Source organism: Kribbella sp. NPDC031520 (assembly GCF_055580825.1).
In genome coordinates this window covers 469628-487558 of sequence record NZ_JBVIKS010000005.1, presented here as the reverse complement: position 1 = coordinate 487558, position 17931 = coordinate 469628, and the positions used below count along the sequence as shown (strand labels likewise).

Here is a 17931-nt window from a genome sequence, read left to right as displayed (position 1 = left end):
GTGATTCTTCATCGGGGGCCTCGGAGCAGCCGCTCCATCGGGTGCTCGACCAACTTGTAGAGCACCGCCGAGGCGAAGATCGAAAGGACGAGTACGCCGGCGTACCAGGTCAGGTTCGACCAGCCGATCGGGCCGGCGACGCCGTGGTACTCCTTGATCGCGTACAGGATGGTCGCGTGGACCAGGTAGAACGCGTACGACCACTGGCCGAGCGCGACCAGCGGCTTGCTCCGCAGCACTGACCGGCCGCCGCGGATGTCGCGCGCGGCGACGGCGAAGATCAGGAAGCCGTACAGCAGCGTGAGGATTTCCTTCTGGCACAGGCCCATGGTGACCGCGCCCGGGAACTGGGCCGCGTGCTTACCGGAGTACCAGAGCACGTACAGACCGCCGCCGGTGACCAGGAACGCGAACCAGACCGGGATCCGCGGCTTCCACCCGGACCGCAGGGCGATCGCCAGGCCGATACCGAACAGGAACGCGACCGAGTGCAGGATCGGCTGTGGCAGCACCGGTACGTCGGCCTTGTAGTGGAACAGCGCCAGCCGGTAGGCACCGCCGATCACGAGGACCGCGACGCACAGGATCAGGCCGCCGGCCACCTTCAGCCGCTGGGTGGCCCGCCAGACGAACGGGAAGTAGGCGTAGAAGAACGCCTCGACCGACAGCGTCCAGCCCGCCGGGTTGCCGCCGTACAGGACGGTCGGGTTGTTCGACCAGCCGTGCAGCAGCAGCGCCGAAAGCACCAGCACGGTGACCGAGATCGGCTTGATCCAGCCCATCCCGGCCGGCGGGTCGACCCGGTAGAAGACGAAGAACGCCGCCACCAGGGTGAGGATGTACAGCGGGAAGATCCGGGCGAACCGGCGCCGGTAGAAGGTCCGGATCTTGGTCCCCGGCTGCGCCGACCAGGTCAGCACGAAACCGGACAGGACGAAGAAGAACGTGACGCCGGAGGTGCCGTACTTCAGGAAGTCCCAGATCGGCAGCGGCGCCAGGTTCGTCATGTGATGGCAGAACACGAAGAAGGCCGCCCACCAGCGAAGGCCGGTGAGCGACTCGACTCGTGGCAACCGTCCGCCGCGGGAGGCCGGCGGTCTGCCGGACTCCCCGGGGAAGGTACTGACAGGCGCGCCGGGCGGCGGGGTCCCCACATCTGTCGACCCAGGCAGCTCCTGGGTCGACGGCGTCTGGTTCTCTTCGGCGGCCTTCGTCATGTGGTTACTCCGCGAGTGTGGCGACGACACGCTCTGCAGCGTGACCGTCGCCGTACGGCATCGGTCGTTCCCCCGTGGGAGCGGGCCGTGCGGCCAACTCGGGAAGCTTACTCACGTCGGATGTCAACACGTTCCATCCGTCGTCCAGCGTCTCGACCCATTCGGTCTCGGTGCGCAGCGTGGTGCACACCCGGCCGAGCAGGAAGGCCTCCTTCTGGAGACCGCCGGAGTCGGTGACCACACCGGCCGAACCGAGCACTGCCTGGACCATCTCCGGGTACGCCAGCGGCTCGCGGACGTGCAGCGAACCGTCCGGGCGCTCCAGCTTGATGCCGTGCTCCGCGCACTTCGCGACCAGCCGCGGGTGGGCGAGCAGCAGGACCTGCGTACCGGCGGCGGCGAGACCGTCGACGATCGCGGCCAGCCGCTCCGGGTCGTCGGTGTTCTCGGCCCGGTGGATCGTCGAGACGACGTACTCGCCCTGCTTGAACGGTCCGTCCAGCGGCTTGCCCTGGACGGCGTCGCGGACCCGGAAGCACACGTCGGTCATCACGTCACCGACCAGCCGCGACTTGTCCTTCAGGCCCTCGTTGGCCAGGTGGTCCATCGCCACCTGGGTCGGGGCCAGCAGCAGGTCCGCCGCGTGGTCGGTAAGCACCCGGTTGTGCTCCTCCGGCATCAGCCGGTTGAACGATCGCAGCCCGGCCTCGAGGTGCGCGACCGGCAGGTGCATCTTCACCGCGGACAGCGCACCGGCCAGCGTCGAGTTGGTGTCACCGTACACGAGCACCCAGTCCGGCTTGTGCTCGTCCAGTACGGCGTCCATCGCGGCCAGCATCGCGCCGGTCTGGACACCGTGACTGCCGGACCCGACGCCCAGGTGGACGTCCGGGTCCGGGATCCGCAGGTCGGCGAAGAACACGTCGGACATGTTCTTGTCGTAGTGCTGCCCGGTGTGCACGATCACGTGCTGGTGGCCGTGTTCCTGCTGCGCGGCGGCGAACGCCTCCGCGACCGGCGCCAGCTTCACGAACTGCGGGCGCGCACCGACAACGCTCAGAACCTTCATCGCTACAGGGTCTCCCCGGCAACGGCGACGGTCCGGGCCTCGGACGCCGACTGCAGAACGGCCTCGGCCACCTTGACGGTGGTCAGACCCTGCTGCAGCGTGACGATGTCCGCCTCCTTGCCGAGCACCGCGTCGCGGAACTGCTCGTGCTCGGTCTTCAGCGGCTCGGGCTTGCTGATCGCGTAGCGGACCATGTCGCCCTCGCTGACACCACGGAAGTGCGCGACGTCGTCCCACGCGGTCTGCACGGTGCCGTTGGCGTGGAAGGTCAGGTCGGCGGTCAGGGTGTCGGCGATGAACGCGCCCTTCTCACCGGTGACGACGGTGAGCCGCTCCTTCATCGGGGACAGCCAGTTGACCAGGTGGCTGGTGACGGTGCCGTTGGCCAGCTTGCCGGTCACCGCGATCAGGTCCTCGTACTGCCGGCCGGACTTGTGGGCGCTCTGCGCCGCCACCGTGACGAACGGCGACTGCGTCACCCACGCGGTCAGGTCGATGTCGTGGGTGGCCAGGTCCAGCACCACGCCGACGTCGGCGATCCGGGCCGGGAACGGGCCTTGGCGGCGGGTGGTGATCTGGTAGATGTCGCCGAGCTCGCCGTTCTCCAGCCGCACCCGGAGCGCCTGCAGCGCCGGGTTGTACCGCTCGATGTGACCGACCGCGCCGACCAGACCGGCCGCCTCGAACGCCTTGGCGATCTCGGTCGCCTCGGCCGAGGAACCGGCCAGCGGCTTCTCGATCATCGCGTGCACGCCGGCCTCGGCCAGCGCCTTCGCGATCTCGGCGTGGTACTGCGTCGGTACGGCGACCATGCAGTAGTCGAGCTTCTCGGCGATCAGCTGGTCGATGTTCTCGTGCACCGGACGGCCGCCGGCGACACCGAACTTGTCACCACCCGGGTCGGCCACCGCGACCAGGTCGACGCCCTCGAGGGACGCCAGGACGCGGGCGTGGTGCCGCCCCATCATGCCCAGGCCGATCAGGCCCGCACGCAGGTTCGCCATGCTCACGCACCCGCCTTCGCCACGGTGTTCACCGCGGCCACGATCCGGTTCAGGTCGTCCTCGGACAGCGAGGGGTGGACCGGCAGCGAGAGCACCTCGGCCGCGGCCTTCTCGGTCTCCGGCAGGTCCAGCTCGCGCTGGAACGACGGGAGCCGGTGGTTCGGGATCGGGTAGTACACGCCGCAGCCGACGCCGTACTCGGTCCGCAGCGCGTTCGCGAAGCCGTCGCGGTCCTCGGTGACGCGGATCGTGTACTGGTGGTACACGTGGGTCGCCTCGGTGGCCACCGCCGGGACGCCGACACCCTGCAGGTTCGCGTCCAGGAAGGCCGCGTTCTCCTGCCGCTGCTTCGTCCAGCCGCCGACCTTGGTCAGCTGCACCCGGCCGATGGCGGCGTGCAGGTCGGTCATCCGGTTGTTCAGGCCGACGACCTCGTTCTCGTACTGCTTGAGCATGCCCTGGTTGCGGAACAGCCGCATCCGGCGCTCGAGGTCGGCGTTCGCGACCGAGTTCATGCCGCCCTCACCGGACGTCATGTTCTTGGTCGGGTACAGGCTGAACATCGCGAACTCGCCGAAGGTACCGACCGGGGCACCGTTCCAGGTCGCGCCGTGCGCCTGCGCGGCGTCCTCGTAGATCTGGATGCCGTGCTTGTCGGCGATCGCCTGCAGGGCGGTCATGTTCGCCGGGTGACCGAACAGGTGCACCGGCATGACGGCCTTGGTCTTCTCGGTGATCGCGGCCTCGACCGCGGCCGGGTCCAGGCAGAAGTACGTCGGCTCGATGTCGACGAACACCGGCGTGGCACCGGTCAGCGCGACGCTGTTCGCGGTCGCGGCGAAGGTGAAGGACGGGACGATGACCTCGTCACCCGGGCCGACACCCGCGGCCAGCAGGCCGAGGTGCAGGCCGGACGTCCCGGAGTTGGTCGCGACGCACGCCCGGCCGGAGACCAGCGCTGCGCCGAACTCCTGCTCGAACGCCGCCACCTCGGGGCCCTGGGCCAGCATGCCGGACTGCATCACCCGGTCGACGGCTTCGCGCTCCTCCTTCCCGATGATCGGCTTCGCGGCCGGAATCGGCTGCACCATCAGTTCTCCTCCTGTGTTTCGTCGGCCGGCCGCAGCCGCCCGTCGGTTTCGATGTACATCTCGCCCGTGTTCGGGCACTTCCACTCGCCGTCCCCGACGGAGAGCAGCGGAACCCCGGCCTTGCCGACCCACTTGAGCCGGCGCGCCGGGACCCCGGCGACCAGCGCGAAGTCTGGCACGTCCTTGGTCACCACCGCACCCGCGGCGACGGTCGCCCAGCGGCCGATGGTGACCGGCGCCACGCACACGCTGCGCGCACCGAGCGAGCAGCCTTCCTTCATCGTCACCCCGACCGGTTCCCAGTCGTGCCCGCTCTTCGGCGTACCGTCCGGGTTCACCGCGCGCGGGAAGTAGTCGTTGGTGAGCACCACCGCCGGGCCGATGAACACGCCGTCCTCGAGGGACGCCGGCTCGTACACCAGCGCGTAGTTCTGGATCTTGCAGTTGTCGCCCATCCGGACCCCGGTCCCGACGTAGGCACCGCGGCCGACGATGCAGTTCTTGCCGAGGACCGCGTTCTCGCGGATCTGGGCCAGGTGCCAGACCGACGAACCGTCGCCGATCTGGGCGCTGTCGTCGACGTCGGCGGAAGGCGCGATGCGGGACGTCACAGGGTCTCCTTAGTGATGAGCCAACTTCTCAGTACTTCGGCCGAGCGGCGTCCGTCGTGCAACTCCGCCACGAAGCCGGGGCCGGCGGACGCGTGCGCCGCGGCGGCCTCACGATCGGCGAGCAGACCGGAGACGACATCACCCAGCGTTTCGGGATCCGCCTCCACGATCGGCACCTCTCGCCCGGCCAGACTACGCACCCGCCGGCGCACGGATTCACCGACGTACGAAACCACGATCCGCCCGGCCGCCAGGGCCTCGGCGGCCGCCACGCCGTACAGGCCGATGTGCAGTTGATCGACGACGATGTCCGCGGCGCCGATGACGGCCGGCATCTCGTGGTGCGCGACTCCGGTGATCCGCCGGTACTCGATCAGGCCACGCTCCTGCAGACCGGTGAGCACCTCGTCGATCTCCTGCGTGCCCTTGAGTTTCGCGTTCGACGGGACGTGCGCGACGACCGGCTTCGTTGTGCCGAACAGCGGCTGGGCCGCCTGCTGCCACGGCGCCGGGTCGATCGCCACCGGCAGCCAGTGGGCGTTCGGTACGTCGTCCAGCAGGTCGACCGTGGAGACGAAGACCGGCAGGCCCAGCGACTCCACGACCTCCGCGTGCCGGCGGGCCTGCGGCTCGAGCCGGTCGGTCAGCTCGTCACCCGGGGTGAACGGCGACCAGCGCTCGCGCTTCGCGTGCCGGCTGGGCAGCCGGATGTCGGAACCGTGGAACAACAGCGCGACGTTGATGCCCTTGCCGAGCAGTGCCTCGATATCCGGTACTGCGTCGGTGTAGCCACGGGCGCCGAACAGCGGGCGCAGCGACTCGACCATCACGTGCGTGTACTGCTCGACGTACTGCTGCTGGGCACGCTGCCAGCGCGGCTGGCCGAACCAGGCCAGCGGTACGCCGTAGTCGTTCGTGAACTCGAACTGGCCCTTGCGTTGCAGGGCGAACGAGACGGCGTCGACGTCCGGCAGGGTCTTCGCGGCCTGTGCCCAGGCGTGCCCCTGCCCGGCGGAGTTGGTCGGTCCGACCAGCATCCGCACGGGCGTCGTCGCTACCGGCGGGAAGGCCGGGAGCTGCGCGTACGAGTACCGCAAGCCGCGCAGACGCCGCCGGACCGCTCCCGCGGTCCGGGCCAACGGCGCCGGCAGGTGCTCGCGGATCGCACGCGTCACCGTCACTGTGTCACCCATTACGTAGTCGGGACCTTCATCATGTCGAGCTCGCGCCGGGCGGCCGGCAGACCGAGCACCACCGGGGTGCTGGCCTTGCGCTGCCCGAGGTTCCAGCCGGCCCAGATCGCACCGGCGTCCAGCGCGATCACCACGTCGGCCTGGTCGATGGTGCTCAGCACGTCGCGGCGGCTCAGCACGCGCTCCCAGTACGTCTTCCCGAGGTCGCTGGTCGCCCGCTGCCCGCGCAGGAACTTCACCGGCGCCGAGCCCTTGATTGCCGGAGGCAACATCTTCCCGGCCACCTTGCGCGCCCGCCGGGCCCGCCACTCGACAGCCTTCACGACCCGCTTGGCGCCAGTTGGCCGCGGCTTCGCCGCAGCAGCCGGGGTGGAGGTGCTGCCGGTGGTGGTGGTCGCGGCAGTGGCTTCGCTGCCGGCCGCGGCTACCTGGGAGGCTGCCGGAGCCACCTTCGCCTCGTCCTCGACGACGGTTTCCGGGGCAGCGACCGCCTCCGGTGCGACGACCGCATCGGGCGCCTCGTCCGTCGGCTCGGTCTGCTCGACCGGCTCCGGCTCGGGAGCTGGTGCCGACGGCATCCGGCCCGGGCCGATCAGCGTGAAGGTGTTGACCTTGTCGTCGACCCACGCGGACGGGGCCACCCAGCCGACGACGTCGATGGTGACGTCCTGGTCGCCGAGGTCCTCACGGACCTGGTCGAAATACGTCGGAGGAAGCCGCCGCGTCGACAGCAGAACAACCTTGCTCATGCCGCAACCCCCTGCACGCTCGCAGCCAGCGCTTCGATCCGCGGATCCAGCTGCAGGTCCCGGCGGTACGACGCACCGAACTCGCGCGCCTTCGCCCGGATCCCCTCGTCCGCGGTCCGTGCCGCATGCGCCGCCTCGACCAGCGCCGCCGCGATCGCCTCCGGCGTCACGTCACTGACCGGGAACCACAACGGGTGTCCACGCAGTACGTCGGACGCCGCGTTCTCCGGGTCGTGCACCGACACCACCGGCAAACCGGTCGCGAGGTACTCGAACACCTTGCCGCTGGTCACGTACCGGCCCTTGCCCAGCATCAGCAGCTGCGCGTCGAACTCGTCGTACGCCTTCGCGATCTCGGCCTTGCCGACCGGACCCTCGTAGCTGACCCCGGCGTCCGCGGCCGCGTTGATCGTCGCGAGCATGTCCGCCCGCGGCTGCGCGTAGTACCCGAGATAGCCGTAGATCTTGGCGCGAGCGCCGGCCAGCTCCTCGGACTGCTCCTTCGCCAGCTGCCAGCCCTCGACGAACTCCTTGAGCGGCACCTTCGGCGACACGGTACCGACGTACCCGAAGACGAGCGGGCGGTCGGTGACCGCGCCCCGGTCCTGCGTGTCCGGCACCAGGTCCGGGTCGAACCCGTTCGCGACCGTGTGCATCTTCGACGCCTGTGCCGGGTAGAGCTTCTCGTGCCACTCCTTGATCGGGTCGTTGACGAACCAGACCTCGCGAGCGGACTCGACCAGCTTCTTCTCCCAGCGGGCGGCCCGGCTGTTCGGCTCGTGCAGCCGGTCGCCGGTGAACACGTCCAGCAGCCACGCGTCGCGGTAGTCCATCACGTACGGCACCTGGAACTTCTTGTGCAGGTGGTACGCCGCCGTGAACGCGACGTGCGGGTTGGCCGTGGCGACCGTCAGGTCGACCTTGTTCGCCTTGTGGATCCGCTCCGCGGCCTTCTCGATCACCGAGCGCCAGGGGCCGTACCCGCTCTCCGGGAACGGGATCTGGTCCTGCTTGGTGCGCCACTTCGCCCAGAGCTTCGGGTTCGCGGCGCGGCGCTTGGACCAGCGGCGCAGGTCGGCCTCGAGGATCGGCCACTCGAACGGCACCCGGACGACCTCGACGGACGGGTCCACCCGCTCCTCCAGGGTCAGGTCCGCACCGGTGAAGCGGAAGAACGTGTCGCGGTCGGCCGTCAGCACGGTCACCTTCCAGCCGAGCGCGGCGAACCGGTTGGCCGTGGCCAGGGCCCGGTACACGCCACCTCCTCGGCAGGGCGGGAAGCCCCAGGCGACGTACAACAGGTGTGGGCGGTCGGTCATGCAGTCCCTCTTAAGAGATTGAGAATTGCGTCGGCCAGTTCGTCGTACGGCGTGGTCGTGGGCAGGTGCTCGGCGGCCCACTGCAGTGCGTGGTCACGCAGCTTCTCCAGCTCACCGGGATCCGCGGACCAGCGCCGCAGGGTCTCGGACGCCTCCGCCACCGAGTCCACCAGGACTCCGCCACCGGACTCCTCGATCACCTTCGACTGCCGGGGCAGCCGGGTGGAGAGGACGGGAAGACCGCTGGCGAGGTACTCGTAGATCTTCGACGGCATCGCTTCGATGAACGCCGGGGTCGGCTGCAGCATCGCGAGGCTCGCCCAGGCGCCATGGGCGATCCGCCAGGCGTCGGCCGGTGGCTGGCGCCCGTGCAACCGGACCCGGCCGCCCAGGTCGGGCTGCGCGATCCGGGCCTCGATCCGGTCCCGGTCCGACGGTGCGACCGGGCCGACCAGGTCCAGGGACCACTCCGGCGCCGCGGCGACGGTCTCGACCATGTCGAACAGGCCGCGGCTGGTGCGCAGGTCCCCGACGTACACGGCACGAGGTGCGCCGGTCGGCGGGGACGGAGCCAGGAAGCCGTGGTCGGGCAGGTTCTGCACCACCAGGCGGTGCTTGGCCTGGTGCGGTGCGAGGTGCGAGTCGGCGACCACGGTGAGGTCGGCGCCGGCGGCCAGCTTCGAGCCCGCGCGAACGATCAACCGGGCCGGCAGCCCGGCCGGTCCCTTCGCCCAGGCCCGGTCGGCGAGCAGCCGTTCGTAGTCCTCGTGCACGTCGACGACGAGCTTGCGCCGCCGCAAGGTGGTGACCAGACGGGTGACCGGGATCATGTCCGGGTCGACCGTCATCACCACCTTGGCCTTGGTCCGCCAGGGCAGTACGGCAGTACGGGCGAGCCGCTGCACCAGGTTGCCGCGCGGCCCGGCGTGCACCGTCGCGCCCGCGGGACCACCCTCGGCATCACCGAGGCCCCACAGCTCGACGCTCAGGTCGCGGTGCTGCAGGGCCGCGGTGATCTTGTGCAGGCGCGCATCGGCCACGTCGTGGCCGGTCGTGATGATCCCCACGTCCGGCGCCGTGCTGCGAGACATCGCTCAGAGGTCCTCGAGTGAGACAGCTTCTTCTTCCCCGACCTGCAGGAACTTGGTGTAGGCCTGGATGACCTCGTTGGGCTCGCCGCGCATCATCAGCTTGCCCTTGTGCAGCCAGATGCAGTCGTTGCACATCTCGCGGACACTGCTCATCGCGTGGCTGACCAGGAACATCGTGCGGCTGTTCGTGACGAGTTCCGACATCTTGGCCGCGGCCTTGGTCTTGAACGATGCGTCACCGGCCGACAGCGCCTCGTCGATCAGCAGGATGTCCGGGTCCATGTGCACCGCGACGGAGAACGCCAGCCGGCTGAACATGCCGGACGAGTACGTCCGCATCGGCATCTCCATGAAGTCACCGAGCTCGGCGAACTCGGCGATCTCCTGGTACCGGGCCTCGATCTCCTTGCGGCTCAGGCCGGCCGCCAGCCCGCCGAGTACGACGTTCTCCTTGCCGGACAGCGCGGCGTTGAAGCCGACGCCCAGCGACAGCAGCGTGGAGACCCGGCCGTGCACCTCGATCCGGCCCGACGTCGGCGGCAGGATGCCGGCCACCGCCCGCATCAGCGTCGACTTGCCGGCGCCGTTCGCACCGATGATGCCGATCGTGGTGCCGTGGTTGACGTCGAAGGACACGTGCTGGACGGCCTCGACCTCGCGGACCGCGCGCTCGCCGCGACCGAGCCGGACGATCGCGCTCTTGAAGGTCGGCACCCGCTCGAACGTGGTCCGGTAGGTGATCGAGACGTCCTGCACCTTGACGGCGGGCATTGCGGACGGAGTCTTCTGCATCGGCTTCTTCTCGGTCTCAGAGACGGACAACGAAATCACGCTCCCTCGACATGAAGAACAACGAACCCACGACGAAGGCCAGCAGCGCCCAGAACGCGCCGGCGATCCACAGTTGCATGGGCGGGATGTGTCCCTTGACGAGCAGGTCGGTCCAGCCGCCGAGCAGCGGGTACAGCGGGTTGTACTGGATGAAGCCCTTGAACCTCGGGGGAGCCTGCTCGATGAACCACAGCACCGGGGACATGTACAGCCAGATCCGCACGAAGTACGGCAGGAAGCTCGCGGTGTCCCGGAAGTACACCTGCAGGGCGGCGAAGATCATCCCCATGCCGGCGGCGAACACCGTCAGCATGACCAGGAAGGCCGGAGCCAGCAGCATCTGCCAGCGCAGTTTCTGGCCCATCAGCACGTGGATGACCAGGTAGACCACCAGGGTCGGCACGAACCGGAAGAACGCGGTCCGCACCGCCGACAGCGGCAGCAGCATCCGCGGGAACGACTGGTTCATCAGCAGCTTGCCGCCGCCGACCACGCTGGCCGCCCCGGCCGTCATCGCACCGGAGAAGTAGTAGAAGGCGAACAAGCCGCCGCACATGTGAGCGAACCGAAGGCCGGCATCCTTCCGGGCGCCGCCGCCCGCGATGATGTCGGTCAGCAGGTAGTACACCAGGGCGAGGAGCAGCGGGTTCAGCACCAGCCACACCTGGCCGAAGAAGGTGTTCGTGTGCGCACCCCGGATGTTCGTCCGGGACATCTCCGCCGCGAACTCCCGGCGCTGCCAGAGCGCCTTGAAGTACGGGCGCAGTGCCGGCAGTCCGACCTTGTGCGGTTCGTACACGTGCACCGACGGGTTGAACTCCTCGTCGACGCTAGTCGCGTTCATTCAGGCGATGCCTCTCTCTGCCGGAAGTTGGATCCACGCTGGCCGATCACCTGGGTTTCGGCGGTCGCCGGCCGGGGTACGGCGGTGTGCCGCGCAGACCGGAAAGCAGAGTAGCGGATCCGCTCGGACGCCGACGACACAGCGGTCCTCCTTAGTGAGCAACGACGTACGGACGGCTACCAAACGTCGTTCCCCGCCGCATCCACAACACCTGCGTCGTCCTTCGCCGATCGTTATCCGGAATATACATTTGACAGCCAGCGACGGCCAAAACGCCTGCCAGGCAAGTCAAATCGCGGTCAATTCACAGGTACGACGCTACGCGCCGACGTGAAGTTGACGTGACCCGGCACACCCATGGCTCAGCAGTGGGGGTCAGCAGCGGCACCCCGGGAGCTGCGGACGCGGGCCGGACGTGACACGCAACAGCACGTCCGGACTCCCCATGGACAGCCTCACCATCCACGGAGCACCCGCCGGCACCTCCCGGGGTTCCACCGTCGATCCGGCCGTCCGTCCGCTCTGGGCGGTAGCAGACGGTGACACCGGATCAGCCGGCACGATGACCAGGGCGGCGGTCATCGCACCTGAAGCCCGTCCCCAGAGCGGCTGCGGACGCCGGCAGGAGCGCGCAGCAGGTGTGGGGACGGACCGGAGGCCGTTGACGGTGGAGGACAGCGCTACGCGGGATCCCTGCAAAGATGCCTTCGCGCTGGGGACGGCATACCGGACACGACAGGCGGCGGCACATGGCGGAACCGGTCGCATCGGGCACTCCTCCTCATCGGCCTCACGATTGGAGATGCCACAGTTTGTACACCCTCCGGCACAGCCGGTGATGGCACGGAAGTGCGAGGGCACCGATACGCCGGGATCGAGACCCAACCGAAACAGGCTCCGCTGACGGGACAGCCAACTCGGGCCAGAATTGGAACAGCAGCCCGGCGGCGCTCAGGTGGTCCGTCGCCGGGCTGCTGGACCTCAATTCTCGCTCACAACTGCGCAGAAGTGGTGGCCAGATGGTGACACGGCACAACAATGCTGACAGGACAACAAATATCGCTGCGTGCATATACGCCGACACGGACTGTGGCTTCGGCGCTGGATCGGCCCCTCTAACCTGGAGGGACGGTAGCGGGCGGTGACAGCAATCGGCAGGGAGGGGAGGGTCGTGAGCACAACGGACACGGAGCGTGCCGACCATTTGCGGGTGCTCGGACTCGACGACGACGAGATCAAGGTCTACCAGCACCTGCTGCGGACCGGACCGTCGTCGATCACCGAACTGGACGACGCCGTCCCCGACCGGAAGGCGTCGATCGACAGCATCCTCGGCGGGCTGGTGCAGGCGGGTCTGGCGCGGCGGTCCGGCTCGGACCACGCCCGGTACCTGCCGGTCCCGCCGGACGCCGGCCTGGAGGCGATGACGCTGCGCCGCGAGTCCGAGCTGAAGCAGGCCCGGATCGAGGTGCTGAACGCGTACGACGAGTTCCGCCGGACCGTGCACAACGAGTCGACCACGCACCTGATCGAGGTCGTCACCGGTAGCGCGATCGTCGAGCGGATCCATCAGATCAAGGGCAGCGCCCAGCGCGAGATCCTCGCCATCGACTCCCCGCCGTACTACATCGGCGGCCCGAACCAGGAGGAGATCGACCACCTCAGGCGCGGCGTCGCCTACCGGGTCGTGTACTCGCCGGAGTCCGTCGAGGTGCCGGGGTACCTGACCGAGAACATCCTCCCGTGCGTGGAGGCGGGTGAGCAGGCGCGCGTACTGCCCGACGTACCGGCGAAGCTGACGATCATCGACGGCTCGATCGCGTACGTGTCGATGTCGGTCCGCGACACCGAGGTGAACCGCTCGCTGCTGATCATCCGCCCGAGCAGCCTGCTGACCGCCCTGGTCGGCATGTTCGAGCTGTGCTGGCGCAACGCGTTGCCGCTGCACGCGTCGGTAGGCACCGAGGACGACCGCCTGGAGCCGATCGAACGCCGCCTCCTGGCCCTGCTGGCCACCGGCGCCGCCGACGACACCATCGCCCGCACCCTGGGCATCAGCCGCCGCACATTCTTCCGCTACCTGGAACGCCTGATGAACCGCACCGGCGCCAGCACCCGCTTCCAGTTAGCCCTACACGCCGCCCGAGAAAACTGGCTCTAACTGCACGAGGGGCCTTCGCAGGCCCCTCGTCACCGGCTATGCCTGCGCCGGGATGAACTCCTTGGCGACTACCTCGGCGATCTGGGCGGTGTTCAGCGCGGCGCCCTTGCGCAGGTTGTCGCCGCAGACGAACAGCTCCAGCGCGTTCGGGTCGTCGAGGGACTTGCGGATCCGGCCGACCCAGGTCGGGTCGGTGCCGACCACGTCCGCGGGCGTCGGGAACTCGCCCTCGGCCGGGTTGTCGAACAGCAGCACGCCGGGCGCGTCCCGCAGTACCTCACGAGCCCCGTCGGCGTCGACCTCCTGCACGAACCGCGCATGCACCGACAACGAGTGCGTAGTCACCACCGGCACCCGCACACACGTCGCGGACACCTTCAGATCCGGCAGCCCGAGAATCTTCCGCGACTCGTTCCGGACCTTCAGTTCCTCCGAGGACCACCCGTCGTCCTTCAAAGAGCCGGCCCAAGGTACGACGTTCAACGCCAACGGAGCCGCGAACGGACCGAGATCGTTCCCGACAACCCGCCGGACATCCCCCGGCGAACTCCCGAGCTCACGATTACCGGCCACCTTCGCCAGCTGGTCGTACAGCGCGTCGATCCCGGCCTGCCCGGCCCCCGACGCCGCCTGGTACGACGCGACGACAAGCTGCTCGAGCTCGTACCGATGATGCAACGCACCCATCGCCACGATCATCGACAGCGTCGTGCAGTTCGGATTCGAGATGATGCCCTTCGGCCGGTTCCGCGCCGCCTCGGCGTTCACCTCCGGAACCACCAGCGGTACGTCGGGATCCATCCGGAACGCACCCGAGTTGTCCACCACGACCGCACCCTTGGCCGCGGCGATCGGCGCCCAGTGCGCGGACACCTCGTCCGGTACGTCGAACATCGCCACGTCGATACCGTCGAAGGCTTCCTCGCTGAGCGCGATCACCTCGACGGTCTCGCCGCGGACCACGAGCTGTTTGCCCGCGGAGCGCTCGGAGGCGATCAGCCGGATCTCGCCCCAGACGTTCTGTCTGGTGGAGAGCAGGGCCAGCATCACCGTACCGACGGCGCCGGTCGCACCGACCACCGCCAGCGAGGGCAGACCCGTCCGGTCCTCGATCGTGTTCTCCACAGCGCTCACAGGGGTCACCGTCCAGTTCCTCCGTAGACGACAGCCTGGGTGTGCTCGTCGTCCAGATCGAATGCGGTGTGCGCCGCGGTCACGGCAGCATCCACCAGGTTCTCGTCCACCACCACCGAGATCCGGATCTCCGAGGTGGAGATCATCTCGATGTTCACGCCCGCGTTGGCAAGTGCGGAGAAGAACTTCGCCGAAACGCCCGGGTGCGAGCGCATTCCGACACCGACGACGGAGACCTTGCCGATCTGGTCGTCGTACAGCAACTGCTCGTAGCCCACCTCGTCCTTGATCCGGGCGAGTGCGGACATCGCCCGGGCGCCGTCGACGCGGGGCAGCGTGAAGGAGATGTCGGTGCGGTTGGTGGCAATCGCCGAGACGTTCTGCACGATCATGTCGATGTTGGTCTCGGCACCGGCGACCGTCTCGAAGATCCGGGCCGCCTCACCGGGCTTGTCCGGCACGCCGACGACCGTGATCTTGGCCTCGTTGCGGTCCTGGACCACGCCGGAGATTATCGCCTGTTCCATCTCATCCAGTTCCTTAGCATCGACGACCCAGGTGCCTTCCTTCTGCGAGAAGGAGGAACGCACGTGGACAGGGACGTTGTAACGCCGCGCGTACTCGACGCAGCGCAGGTGCAGCACCTTGGCGCCGCAGGCGGCCATCTCGAGCATCTCCTCGTAGGAGATCTTCGGGATCTGCTTCGCGGCCGGCACGATCCGCGGGTCCGCGGTGAAGATGCCGTCCACGTCGGTGTAGATCTCGCAGTAGTCCGCCTCGAGCGCGGCGGCCAGCGCGACCGCCGTGGTGTCGGAGGCGCCGCGGCCCATCGTGGTGATGTCCTTGGTGTCCTGGGCGACGCCCTGGAACCCGGCCACGATCGCGATGTGGCCCTCGGACAGCGCTCCCTCGATCCGGCCCGGCGTGATGTCGATGATCCGCGCGTTGCCGTGTGCGGAGGTGGTGATCACGCCGGCCTGCGAGCCGGTGAAGCTGCGTGCTTCGTAGCCCAGGTTCGCGATCGCCATCGCCAGCAGCGCGGCCGAGATCCGCTCACCCGAGGTGAGCAGCATGTCGAGCTCGCGGGGCGGCGGCAGCGGAGAGACCTGCTGGGCCAGGTCCATCAGTTCGTCGGTGGTGTCACCCATCGCTGAGATGACGACCACCACGTCGTTCCCGGCCTTCTTCGTCGCGACGATCCGTTGGGCCACGCGCTTGATGCAATCGGCGTCGGCGACCGAAGAACCGCCGTACTTGTGTACGACGCGTCCCACAGTTGTCTCTCCTCAAACCACTGGTTGCGGTACGCCGTGCGGCGTTGCACCAGGCGTAGTCTCGTCGGCCATTCTAGCCGTGACCTGACTGTTGCCTACCGGCTGACCAGCACCCGGTCCGGCAGATCACCGCCCACACCGAACGTTCCCCGACGGCACACGCCGCACACCGGAAATGGTCCTTGTTCATATAAGCCATCGCTGAAATAATTGGCGGATGCACGCGTTCGACATCCTCGGCGACCCGGTCCGGCGCCGGATCCTGGAGCTGCTCGCCGAGGGCGAACTGCCGGCCGGCAGCATCGCCGGCACGATCGGCGCGGAGTTCGGGATCAGCCAGCCGGCCGTCTCCCAGCACCTGAAGGTGCTCCGGGACAACGGCTTCGCGACCGTCACCGTCGACGGCACCCGCAGGCTGTACGCGGTCGACCCCGAACCGCTGCGGGAGATCGATACCTGGCTGGACCGGTACCGCAAGTTCTGGCTGAACCGGCTGGACGCTCTGGAGACGGAACTGCACCGCGGGCGACGCGAATAACCTTTGCCGCACTGTCTGCATCTTGATTGGTATGCGGAACATAGTCGCCAGGCTGTGCATGTCCGAGGACGGCATCGTGGAGCGGCCGGAACAGTGGCTGCCGCGGCACGCCCTCGGTCAGCTGATGCCTGCTGGGGGGACCGTACTGTTCGGCCGGCGGACGTTCGAGCGGTACGCCGCTTCGCTCGGCGGGCTCGAGTACACCAGGAACCTCGTCGTGGGCTCCCGGCCCGTGGTCGCGCACCCGGGCACGGAGATGCTCCAGGGCGAGGTCCGCCGGGTCCTGACCGCACTGAAGTCCGTACCGGGTGAGGACCTGCAGGTGATCGGCAGCCTCACCCTGGTCCGCTCGCTGCTCAAGTGGCGCCTGGTCGACGAGATGTCGCTGCTGATCCACCCGGTCGCTGCAGGCCGCGGTACGTTGCTGGACCGCCGTCAGCTCCGGCTGATCTCCATGTGCGCGCGCGACGGCGGCGTCCTCGAGGCGAACTACCGCGTGCGCTACGCGGCGACCGCACTGCCGTCGACGACGCTGATGTCCAGCGGCCGGTGGGGCGGCACCCGGAGCAGGGACAGGGTCGCGAGTACGGCGAGACCGGCCGCGAGGACCCACGCGTAGCGAACGCCGAACGCCTCGACCACTGCACCGGCAACGGCCGAGCCGACCGCGGCACCGACCATGCCGCCGCTCTGCGCCCACCCGAAGATCTCGGTGTGCGCGGACTGCGGCGTGAGCTCACCGATCCGCTCGTACACGGCTGCGATCGTGGGAGCAATCAGGCAGCCGGCTGCGAACATCATGACCGCAAGGGCGGCAACAGACGACGTCACGAAGATGCAGCCCGCTACGAGGACCGCCAGGGCCAGCATGCGCCGCCAGACGTACGAGTTGCGCCTCCCCGGCAGCGCGCCGTTGACGACGCCGCCGCTCACACTGCCGATCGCAGCGACCATCTCGAGTACGCCTGCAATCAGCCGGTTCCCGTGTTGGTCGGCGACAGCCACCATGCCCAGAGACATCGCGGCGAACCCCATGACGAGGCAGGCCCACGCCACGAGTAGCGGCGTACGGTGCTGATCGAACAGGAGGTCGCGGGCCGTCGGCCGTGGTGCTGAGTGGTCGTAGTGGACCGTGCCCGACTGCTGGAGGATGCCGAACCACCAGATGCTCGCGGCTGCGATCACAGCACAGACGAGCAGACCTGCACGCGGGCTGGCGAAGCTGACGATCACCGCACCCGACATCGGGCCGATGACGAACAGCAACTCCTGTGCGGTCGCGTCGAGCGAGTAGACCGCGCGCAGCCGCGACCCGTGAACGATCCGCGGCCAGTTGGCGCGCAGGGCCGAGGTGACGGGAGCTACGCAGACTCCTGCGATGGCGGCTGCCACAGGGAGGAGCCGGTACCAGCTGTACGGCAGGAGCGCTACGACTGCCATCGAGGCACCCCAGGCCATACCTGTGCCGATAACGACCTTGCGAGCACCCTTGCGGTCGGCCATGCGGGACCAGACGACGCTGGCGATGGCCGTACCCACTGAGTAGGCACCGGCGACCACACCGGCCCAGCCGAAGTTGCCGGCGGCGTCCTTGGCCAGGAACGACAACGGGACCATCGTCGCCAGGACCGGCAGCCGCGCGATCAGCGCCGAGCCGAGCAGCGCCATCACGCCACGGGTCTTCCACAGGTCGCGGTACGCCGACAGGTCCATAACGTGCATTGTTCCTGACATCGATGTCGGACGCCTCAGGAATTCTCCCTATCTCCCACCTCCCCCTCCCCTCCTTTTCTTTTGTTTCCTTT

At 68.5% G+C, this 17931-nt stretch carries 17 protein-coding genes; 3 read left to right on the top strand and 14 right to left on the bottom strand.

The genetic code is table 11. The annotated features are described in order from the left end of the window. Positions 1 to 8: 8 nt before the first annotated feature. The 11 genes from ACZ5BU_RS27665 to ACZ5BU_RS27615 are packed head-to-tail and all read right to left on the bottom strand — an operon-like array spanning position 9 to position 11019. Positions 9 to 1217: an acyltransferase family protein gene (locus ACZ5BU_RS27665; protein ID WP_465703342.1), complete on the bottom strand. Its 1209-nt coding sequence runs from the start codon at positions 1215 to 1217 to the stop codon at positions 9 to 11. Between the two features lie 4 nt (positions 1218 to 1221). Next, positions 1222 to 2286 carry a non-hydrolyzing UDP-N-acetylglucosamine 2-epimerase gene (wecB, locus tag ACZ5BU_RS27660; RefSeq protein WP_465703341.1) on the bottom strand — a complete coding sequence of 355 codons (1065 nt, stop codon included), beginning with the start codon at positions 2284 to 2286 and terminating at the stop codon, positions 1222 to 1224. A gap of 2 nt (positions 2287 to 2288) precedes the next feature. After that, positions 2289 to 3290: a Gfo/Idh/MocA family protein gene (locus tag ACZ5BU_RS27655; protein WP_465703340.1), complete on the bottom strand. Its 1002-nt coding sequence runs from the start codon at positions 3288 to 3290 to the stop codon at positions 2289 to 2291. 2 nt (positions 3291 to 3292) lie between these two features. Then, positions 3293 to 4384, bottom strand: coding sequence for a DegT/DnrJ/EryC1/StrS family aminotransferase (locus tag ACZ5BU_RS27650; protein WP_465703570.1), 1092 nt, complete (start codon positions 4382 to 4384; stop codon positions 3293 to 3295). Next, positions 4381 to 4992, bottom strand: coding sequence for an acyltransferase (locus tag ACZ5BU_RS27645; RefSeq protein ID WP_387657066.1), 612 nt, complete (start codon positions 4990 to 4992; stop codon positions 4381 to 4383). Before ACZ5BU_RS27645 ends, ACZ5BU_RS27650 begins: the two co-directional genes overlap by 4 nt. Next, positions 4989 to 6185 carry a hypothetical protein gene (locus ACZ5BU_RS27640; protein ID WP_465703339.1) on the bottom strand — a complete coding sequence of 399 codons (1197 nt, stop codon included), beginning with the start codon at positions 6183 to 6185 and terminating at the stop codon, positions 4989 to 4991. The genes ACZ5BU_RS27645 and ACZ5BU_RS27640 overlap by 4 nt, the downstream gene beginning before the upstream one ends. Next, on the bottom strand, positions 6185 to 6934 hold the full coding sequence (locus tag ACZ5BU_RS27635) for a hypothetical protein (protein WP_465703338.1): 750 nt from the start codon (positions 6932 to 6934) through the stop codon (positions 6185 to 6187). The genes ACZ5BU_RS27640 and ACZ5BU_RS27635 overlap by 1 nt, the downstream gene beginning before the upstream one ends. Beyond that, positions 6931 to 8253, bottom strand: coding sequence for a glycosyltransferase (locus ACZ5BU_RS27630; RefSeq protein WP_465703337.1), 1323 nt, complete (start codon positions 8251 to 8253; stop codon positions 6931 to 6933). The genes ACZ5BU_RS27635 and ACZ5BU_RS27630 overlap by 4 nt, the downstream gene beginning before the upstream one ends. Continuing rightward, positions 8250 to 9344 (bottom strand): glycosyltransferase, encoded by a 1095-nt coding sequence (locus tag ACZ5BU_RS27625; RefSeq protein ID WP_465703336.1) that lies wholly within the window; start codon positions 9342 to 9344, stop codon positions 8250 to 8252. The genes ACZ5BU_RS27630 and ACZ5BU_RS27625 overlap by 4 nt, the downstream gene beginning before the upstream one ends. A gap of 3 nt (positions 9345 to 9347) precedes the next feature. Continuing rightward, positions 9348 to 10166 (bottom strand): ABC transporter ATP-binding protein, encoded by an 819-nt coding sequence (locus ACZ5BU_RS27620; RefSeq protein ID WP_465703335.1) that lies wholly within the window; start codon positions 10164 to 10166, stop codon positions 9348 to 9350. Beyond that, the gene (locus tag ACZ5BU_RS27615; RefSeq protein ID WP_465703334.1) at positions 10153 to 11019 is read right to left on the bottom strand and encodes an ABC transporter permease; all 867 of its coding nucleotides are present in this window, start codon (positions 11017 to 11019) and stop codon (positions 10153 to 10155) included. The genes ACZ5BU_RS27620 and ACZ5BU_RS27615 overlap by 14 nt, the downstream gene beginning before the upstream one ends. Before the next feature lie 1171 nt (positions 11020 to 12190). Between ACZ5BU_RS27615 and ACZ5BU_RS27610 the strand changes: the two genes are divergently transcribed. Next, positions 12191 to 13180 (top strand): TrmB family transcriptional regulator, encoded by a 990-nt coding sequence (locus tag ACZ5BU_RS27610; protein ID WP_465703333.1) that lies wholly within the window; start codon positions 12191 to 12193, stop codon positions 13178 to 13180. A 36-nt stretch (positions 13181 to 13216) separates the two neighbouring features. Here the strand turns inward: ACZ5BU_RS27610 and ACZ5BU_RS27605 are convergent, their stop codons facing one another. Beyond that, positions 13217 to 14323: an aspartate-semialdehyde dehydrogenase gene (locus tag ACZ5BU_RS27605; protein WP_465703332.1), complete on the bottom strand. Its 1107-nt coding sequence runs from the start codon at positions 14321 to 14323 to the stop codon at positions 13217 to 13219. Next, a complete protein-coding gene (locus tag ACZ5BU_RS27600) occupies positions 14320 to 15588 on the bottom strand; it encodes an aspartate kinase (RefSeq protein WP_465703331.1) in 1269 nt (422 codons plus the stop codon). The genes ACZ5BU_RS27605 and ACZ5BU_RS27600 overlap by 4 nt, the downstream gene beginning before the upstream one ends. A gap of 217 nt (positions 15589 to 15805) precedes the next feature. Between ACZ5BU_RS27600 and ACZ5BU_RS27595 the strand changes: the two genes are divergently transcribed. Together ACZ5BU_RS27595 and ACZ5BU_RS27590 are read left to right on the top strand one after the other, a co-directional pair. Next, complete coding sequence (locus tag ACZ5BU_RS27595) at positions 15806 to 16126, top strand: ArsR/SmtB family transcription factor (RefSeq protein WP_465703330.1); 321 nt, start codon at positions 15806 to 15808, stop codon at positions 16124 to 16126. A 31-nt stretch (positions 16127 to 16157) separates the two neighbouring features. Next, positions 16158 to 16745 (top strand): dihydrofolate reductase family protein, encoded by a 588-nt coding sequence (locus ACZ5BU_RS27590; RefSeq protein WP_465703329.1) that lies wholly within the window; start codon positions 16158 to 16160, stop codon positions 16743 to 16745. Here ACZ5BU_RS27590 and ACZ5BU_RS27585 read toward each other — a convergent pair. Further along, complete coding sequence (locus ACZ5BU_RS27585; protein WP_465703328.1) at positions 16628 to 17839, bottom strand: MFS transporter; 1212 nt, start codon at positions 17837 to 17839, stop codon at positions 16628 to 16630. The two genes, ACZ5BU_RS27590 and ACZ5BU_RS27585, sit on opposite strands and share 118 nt — an antisense overlap. Between the last annotated feature and the right edge of the window lie 92 nt (positions 17840 to 17931).